At 67.7% G+C, this 7,243-nt stretch carries 6 protein-coding genes and 2 pseudogenes; 5 read left to right on the plus strand and 3 right to left on the minus strand.

What is annotated here, in order from left to right:
* Positions 1-258: 258 nt before the first annotated feature.
* The 4 genes from ABZ656_RS54815 (at position 259) to ABZ656_RS54830 (ending at position 4,613) form a co-directional block, all read left to right on the plus strand.
* Positions 259-564 (plus strand): hypothetical protein, encoded by a 306-nt coding sequence (locus tag ABZ656_RS54815; protein ID WP_101403074.1) that lies wholly within the window; start codon positions 259-261, stop codon positions 562-564.
* 30 nt (positions 565-594) lie between these two features.
* Complete coding sequence (locus ABZ656_RS54820) at positions 595-1,050, plus strand: DUF3887 domain-containing protein (protein ID WP_360279792.1); 456 nt, start codon at positions 595-597, stop codon at positions 1,048-1,050.
* Positions 1,051-1,200: 150 nt separating this feature from the next.
* On the plus strand, positions 1,201-1,827 hold the full coding sequence (locus tag ABZ656_RS54825; protein WP_180362398.1) for a DUF1345 domain-containing protein: 627 nt from the start codon (positions 1,201-1,203) through the stop codon (positions 1,825-1,827).
* 428 nt (positions 1,828-2,255) lie between these two features.
* On the plus strand, positions 2,256-4,613 hold the full coding sequence (locus ABZ656_RS54830) for an FdhF/YdeP family oxidoreductase (protein WP_360279795.1): 2,358 nt from the start codon (positions 2,256-2,258) through the stop codon (positions 4,611-4,613).
* Positions 4,614-4,632: 19 nt separating this feature from the next.
* Here the strand turns inward: ABZ656_RS54830 and ABZ656_RS54835 are convergent.
* Positions 4,633-5,121, minus strand: a pseudogene (locus tag ABZ656_RS54835) (LysR substrate-binding domain-containing protein); the annotation flags it as partial.
* Between ABZ656_RS54835 and ABZ656_RS54840 the strand changes: the two are divergent.
* Positions 5,120-5,476 (plus strand): annotated as a pseudogene (locus tag ABZ656_RS54840) (oxidoreductase); the annotation flags it as partial. The pseudogenes ABZ656_RS54835 and ABZ656_RS54840 sit on opposite strands and share 2 nt — an antisense overlap.
* A 37-nt stretch (positions 5,477-5,513) precedes the next feature.
* Here ABZ656_RS54840 and ABZ656_RS54845 read toward each other — a convergent pair.
* Complete coding sequence (locus ABZ656_RS54845) at positions 5,514-6,425, minus strand: helix-turn-helix transcriptional regulator (RefSeq protein WP_360279798.1); 912 nt, start codon at positions 6,423-6,425, stop codon at positions 5,514-5,516.
* A gap of 471 nt (positions 6,426-6,896) precedes the next feature.
* On the minus strand, positions 6,897-7,243 hold a 347-nt coding region (locus ABZ656_RS54850; protein WP_360279800.1), incomplete at its 5' end, for an alkaline phosphatase family protein.

A 7,243-nucleotide genomic window follows, 5' to 3' on the forward strand; every position in this document is an offset into this window, starting at 1 on the left:
GGACTCTGCCATGGCTGAACACCGAAATCGCCACAGTCACTCGACAGTTGACCATCAGCGACGCCTCATCGCCCCAACCGAAACGGCGAGGCTAGGTCGCTGTCAGGCGTAGCCATGCGTCGACGATCAGCGGTCCGTTCCGTCGGCCGCATTTATCAAGATCGGTTCCTGATTTCAAGTCACGCTGTTCCGTGACATGACGCGAAGCCCCTCGGTGAACTTTTCTGGATACAGAATTTCTCAGGTCAGGAGATTCTCATGCAGATCATCACCATCACGGCCGCCGTCATCGTCGGAGCATTGTCCAGCATCACCTATGTGCAGTACGCCGCGTCGCGCAGCCCAAGGCGACCGATCCCTCTTTTCTCCACCCGGCTCGCGCTTTTTCCACTATGGGCCGACGTGACGTTCACTACGGGCTGGATCGTCAGCTCATTCACGCTCATTTTCGTGCTGCCGATCTGGGTAGGGGTGGCCGCTTGCTGCGGGGCCACGGTACTCCCCTTCGAGGTAATGCGCCGCCGTCACAACCGTCAGGTCAGAGGCCGCATGATCACTCCATGATCGCGGCACGGGCACCCAGTGGGAGGATCCATGTTCAGCAGAGTCAGCAAGTTCAGCTTCCCCGTCACCGTGGCTTCCAGCGCCCTGGTTCTGGTCAGCGGGCACGTGTCGAACGCGTTGCCCGATCCCGTCGACACGGCAGTCGCGGCCCCGGCATCGGTGACGGCCCCCAGCCGGACCCCTTACGAACAGCTCGCTCTCAAAACCCTCGACCAGGTCGTGAAGGGAAACTTCGTCGCCGTCTCAGCGCGCTTCGACGTGTCGATTCGACAAGAGGGAAATCCCGCGGTTCTCGCGAACGCCTGGAAGGAATACCAGGACCAGCTCGGTTTCGGGCGCTACCAGTCGCACGGAGAGCCCCGGCAGGTCGTATCCGGCGATCGGACGGTGGTCGACATACCACTGCACATGGCCAAGCGGCCCGGAGATTTCCGTGTCGTCTTCGACGGAAAAGGGCACATCGAGGGTCTGTGGTTTCTCAAGTAGGGAGTTCCGGTCCCTCAGGAGCTCGTGAAACGATCACGATGCGTTGACATCCCGTACGCCCGGCCGCGGGAGAGATACCCGTCGCCCCCCCCTGGTCCCGATCCTGCCGTGCCGAGCAGCCACGAGGCACTACCGTTGTGGCTTGTGAGCGTGAGCATCCGTTTGTCGCTTTCCGCAGTCCCACGGCTTGCCGCCGCGGTGGCCGTCGGAGCGGCGGTCGGCGTGGCCGTCGGATTGTCCAGCGACACACCGATGGCCATTCTCACGGGTATCGCCGCGACCCAGACATTCTTCGTCGTGGTCGGCTGGATCGTGCTGTGGCCGATGGACGCCGCCACGACCCGCCGCAACGCTCGACGCGAGGACCTGCGCCCCGTCGCCGAGGAAATCGTCGTCGTCACGGTCGCCCTGTGCGGTCTGGTCGGCATCGTGGTATTCCTGCTCGGCAACTCCGACACCGGCCATGCCGCGACGGCGCTGCTCGGCGTATTCATGGCCTGGGCGGCACTCCATCTGATGTACGCCACCCGTTACGCGTACCTCTACTACGTGGATTCCGGGGGCGGTATCGATTTCAACTCCGACCAGCCGCCGGCGTACAGGGACTTCTTCTACTTCAGTTACAACCTCGGTATGACCTACCAGGTCTCCGACACCGACGTCTCCAGTGCGCTGATCCGCTCGATGGTGCTCCGGCACACATTGCTGTCGTACGTCTTCGGCACCAGCATTCTGGCTACCGCCATCAACCTCTTCGCAGGAATCCTGGTTCACTGATATCGAAGAAGTGGGCATGTCCCACCACCACCGCACCAAGTTGACGCGCGTACTCCCGCCGCGCGGCGCTCTCACCCTGCACGCAGTGGATGGAGCGCTCCGCTTCGCTCTGCGCGCTGCGCCGGCCATGGCAGTGCCCGCACTGCCATGGGTGCTCTCCGGACGATCCGCGGTCGCGGTCTTCCCCATCGCGACGATCGATTCTCCGACGTCTCGGTCCTGTTGTCCCTCGCCGACAAGGTGAACGGACTGAGGAACCCCGAATTCGACACGAAGGTCGCGGACGGCACGTAACTCACCTGGGCCGGAGAGGCGATGAGGAACTCTCACGCCCCAGGAGTTCCTGGACCGATTCGGTGGCCCGTTTGAGGGAGCCACAGGATGGTTGTAGCGTTTCCACATACTCCTTCGGCAGCAGACACGAAGGGTTGAGCAGCAAGACTACCTCGGATGCCGACAAGGCGGTCGCGGAAAACGAATCCCCGCACGGCGCGGGTACACCGGCTGGAGGCGAGGGCCCCACCGCCGAGAAGCAGCCGTCGCGGCGGACCTACCATCATCCGGCCGCCGGCTGGGGTGCCGCCAGGAGCGTCACGCACGTCCTCGTGCGGGAGCACGCGCTGATCGACGGGCCACGCGCCATCTTCAAGATGAACCACGAGAGCGGGGGATTCGACTGCCCGGGCTGCGCGTGGCCCGACGACACCAAGGGTCTCAAGCTCGACATCTGTGAGAACGGCATCAAGCACGTCACCTGGGAGATGACGCCCAAGCGTGCGGGACGTGAGCTGTTCGCCGCGCACTCCGTCTCGGAGCTGGCGACATGGACCGACTTCGAGCTGGAGGACACGGGCAGGCTGACGGAGCCCATGGTCTACAACGAGGAGACGGACCATTACGAGCCCATCACCTGGAAGGCCGCGTTCGAGCTCGTCGGAAGCGAGCTGCGGGCCCTCGACGACCCGAACGAAGCCGCCTTCTACACCTCTGGACGCCTGGGCAACGAAGCGACGTTCCTGTACCAGTTGATGGCCCGTGAGTACGGCACCAACAATCTGCCCGACTGCTCCAACATGTGCCACGAGGCATCCGGACGCGCCCTGCAGGCGTCGCTCGGCACTGGAAAGGGCACGGCCGACCTCGCGGACTGGGAGAGCGCCGACGCCCTGTTCATCATGGGCGTCAACGCGGCCTCCAACGCTCCGCGCATGCTGACCGCGCTCGCCGAGGCATACCGGCGGGGTGCCCAGATCGTGCACGTCAATCCACTGATCGAGGCGGCCGCCACCCGGACCATCGTCCCGCACGAGTTCGTCGACATGGCCCTGTTCAAGTCGACGCGCACGAGCACGCTCAACCTCCAGGTCCGCGCGGGCGGCGACATGGCGCTCCTGCGTGGCATGGCCAAGGCGGTGATCGAGGAGTCGGCCTCGGACCCGAGGGCACTCGACCGCGAGTTCATCGACCGCCACACCAAGGGTTTCGAGGAGTACCGGGGCCTGTGCGAGGCGACACCGTGGCAGGAGCTGGAGCGCCAGTCCGGGCTGACGCGCGCGGACATCCTGAAGGCCGCCGAGGTGTATTCGCGGTCCGACCGGACCCTGATCAGCTGGTGTCTGGGGGTGTCCCAGCACGAGCACGGGGTGGACACCGTTCGGGAGATCGTCAATCTCCTGCTGCTGCGCGGGAATCTGGGGCGCGAGGGCGCCGGGCCGTCGCCCGTGCGCGGGCACAGCAACGTGCAGGGGAACCGTACCTGCGGCATCGACCACCGGCCCACACCCGAGTTCCTCGACCGGCTCGCCGACGTCTGCGGCATCGACCCTCCCCGTGCACACGGGCTGGACACGATCGGCGTGGTCGAGGGAATGCACCGCGGCACGGTCAGGGTGTTCGTCGGAATGGGCGGCAACTTCGCGATGGCCGCGCCCGACACCACGTACACCGCGGAAGGGCTTCGGCGCTGCGGACTGACGGTCCAGATCAGCACGAAACTCAACCGGAGCCACGTGGTCCACGGCGAGAAGGCACTCATCCTGCCGTGTCTCGGACGGACGGAGAAGGACCACCAGCGCCGTGGGCCGCAGGCCACGTCCGTCGAGGACTCCATGAGCATGGTGCACCTGTCGCTCGGCATGAAGCGCCCGGCGTCGCCCCATCTGCTGTCCGAACCCGCCATCATCGCCGGCATGGCGCGAGCGACTCTTCCCGAGAGCGCCGTCCCGTGGGAGCAGTACATCGAGGACTACGACCGCATCCGGGACACCATGGCCCAAACCCTGGACGGCTTCGAGGACTTCAACCGCCGCGTCCGGCTGCCTCTGGGGTTCCGGATCAAGCAACCGGCTCGCGAACTCGTCTTCCTCACCCCGTCCGGCCGGGCCGAGTTCTCCGCCGCCGTACTGCCGGATGTCGTGCCCAAGGACGACATGTTGGTTCTGCAGACGATGCGCTCCCACGACCAGTGGAACACGACCATCTACTCCGACGACGACCGCTACCGGGGCATCAAGAACCTGCGCACGCTCATCCTCATGAACCGCGCCGACATGCGCTCCCGCGGCATCACTCCCGGCAGCATGGTCGACATCACGGCCACATCCAAGGACGGCAGCAAGCGCTCCCTCACCGGGTACCGGGCGTTGAGCTACGACATGCCCCGCGGCTGCGCGGCGGGGTACATGCCCGAGATGAACGCCCTGATCGGCGCCGCCGACTACAGCACGCAAAGCGATCAGCCACTGATGAAGAACGTCAACGTCCGTGTCGCCCCGAGCCGGCTGTGACACGGGGGAACCGGGCTCGTCACCGGTCTGAGCCCGGTGGGTCGCCGTCGAGGGCCGCGGCACGGAGGGCGGCTGCCACACGTGTGACCGGCTCGCTCGGTGGGTGGGGAAGACGAGCCACGAACAGACGCCGCTGCTCCTGGGGGCCGCCGCGCACGGGAAGTATGCGTACCCCCGGCGGCGCGGCCTGAATGAGTGCGGGCGGCACGGTGGTCAGCCCGCATCCGGCGGCGACGAGGTGAAGCTTGGCCAGCCAGTCGCGGGCGGTGTGGGCGATCTCGGGCCGTTCGTCCAGACCGGGCCACACCCCCATCAGCCGTTCCTCACCGGAGGAGGAGCCGGCGATCCAGCGCTGCCCGCGCAGATCGGCCACGTCGACGAAGTCGCCGCGGGCGAGCGGGTGGGTGGCGGGCAGAGCCAGACACAGCGCGCGTTCGGTGAGCGTGCGCAGCACCAGCGGAGGCGACTCGGCGTCCGGCGGGCGGAACGGCGGCGCCGACGCCAGGATCCTCTTCGCTGTGGAGGCGACCCGTCGTTGGGCCGGCGACAACATCACCGCCAACGCTCTGATGCCGGGCGCGATCTACACCAACCTCCAGCGCCACACCGGCGGCCGCGGGAGCGGAAGGGTTCCCGCCCACCTCATCAAGACCGTCGAGCAGGGCGCCGCCACCTCCGTGCTCCTCGCCACCTCCCCGCTCCTCGACGGTGTCGGCGGCCGCTACTTCGTCGACTGCAACGAGACCGAGGTCGTCGACCGTCGCTCCGGCACGCTGCATGGAGTCGCCCGCTACGCCGTCGACCCGCAGAACGCACGACGGCTGTGGACACTGTCGGAGCAGTTGCTGGCAAACGCCCGGTGACCCTTCCTGACCGATCAGACCGCCGCGGAGGCCTCGGTCAGGGCTGTGAGTGCGGTTGCGGCTTCGCCGTCATGTCCGGGTGCCTGGCGGGCTCGGGGACGATCGCGTCGAGCAGGAGCATGGCATCGTGGTCGGGGGTGCCGGGTTCGGCGGTGTAGACGCCGAGGCGTTGGCCCGGGGTGCCTTCGAGGTTCATGCTCTGGCCACTGAGGGTGAAGATGCCGACCTGGGGGTGGTGGAAGGTCTTCTGGATCTTCTTGCGTCCGACGACGTCGTAACGCTCCCACAGTTTGGCGAAGTCGGGACTCTTGAGGAGGAGTTCACCCACGAGGTGGGTGAGGTCGGGGGCGTCGGGGGCGGTGCCGGCCAGGCCGCGCAGCCGTGCGACGCAGCCACGGACCAGCTCGTCCCAGTCGGGGAAGAGGGTGCGCGCGGTGGGGTGGAGGAAGAAGTAGCGGGCCAGATTGCGCTGTTGGACGGGCCAGTCGGCGAGGCCCGCGTACAGGGCGAGGCCGCCAGGGTTCCAGGCGAGCAGATCCATGCTGCGGCTGATGATGTAGGCGGGGCTCGGCCGGAGCGTCTCCAGGACCAGCTTCAGATGCGGGCGCACGGTCCTGCTGGGCGGCGGTGGAGGTTCGGGGGAATAGCGGGCGGCCCGGGTGGCGAGCTCGCGCAGGTGCTGGCGCTCGGCGTCGTCGAGGCGCAGGGCGCGGGCGAGGGCGTCGAGCACGGCGGGGCTGGGGCGTGTCTCCTTGCCGCGCTCCATGCGGACGTAGTAGTCGATGCTCATGCCGGCGAGCGTGGCCAGTTCCTCGCGGCGCAGGCCGGGGGTGCGGCGCAGCCCGGGACCCACGGTGAGGCCGACCTGGTCGGGGCGGGTCTGGGTGCGGCGCGCGCGCAGGAACTGGCCCAGCTCCATACCGCCGCTGCTGCTCTGCGCGGATGCCATACGGTCAGTGTCACACCGCGCTGACCTGTGTGGCAGGCGTGTGGGGGCCCTGTCACTGCCCCCGAACGCCGGTCCCCGGCACAGCCCGGCCTGCCACTGGCGCCGCGGAGGCGCGAGGCGCGATTTCCGTCAGCACCTCGCCCGTCCCAGTGCAGGAGATCGTCCGGTGTCCACGCCCGCCTCGCCCACGAGGACAACGTGCTCGTGCCGCGTGTCGACGGGAGAGTGGGTCGCTGGCCCTGTTCGCCCTGCTCATCGCGGGCACCTTCACCCAGCTGCGGCTCGCTCGGGCCAACGAATCCGACCTGAACTGCGGCCGACGCCATGAAGGCGTACGCCACGCCGAGGACGGCCCGCACAGACCGCCGGCCATTCCGCTGGCGCTCCTCGACGGCTCGGGCAGAGCTGATCCCGGAGCCCGTGAATTGCACGGCCACCGCCAGCCTGCTCCGGGCCGGGGACGCGCCGCCGTCAGACGTGCGGACGGTCTCCCGTCTCCTGGTGCGGGAACGACTGGTCGGCACCCGGAAGGGTGGGTGCGGGCAGTGTCGCCACCTGCTCCTTCGCCTTCGCCAGTCGCTGTGCCATGTCGTCGGGCAGGAGCGGCGGACGCGGACGCCCGTGCGAGAAGCGGAACGCCGACGTGAGGTCGCCGAACGTCGACCGCCGCCAGTCACTGACGTTGGGCTCCTCGACCCCCGTGAAGCGCTCCAGGAACCGCAGCGCCGAGGTGTGGTCGAACGCCTCCGAGGCCACCCAACCCCCCACCGTCCAGGGCGAGACGATGATCGCGGGGACTCGGAAGCCGCCTCCGATGG

Origin of the sequence: Streptomyces sp. NPDC007095 (genome assembly GCF_040634475.1) — a bacterium.
Classification (GTDB): domain Bacteria; phylum Actinomycetota; class Actinomycetes; order Streptomycetales; family Streptomycetaceae; genus Streptomyces.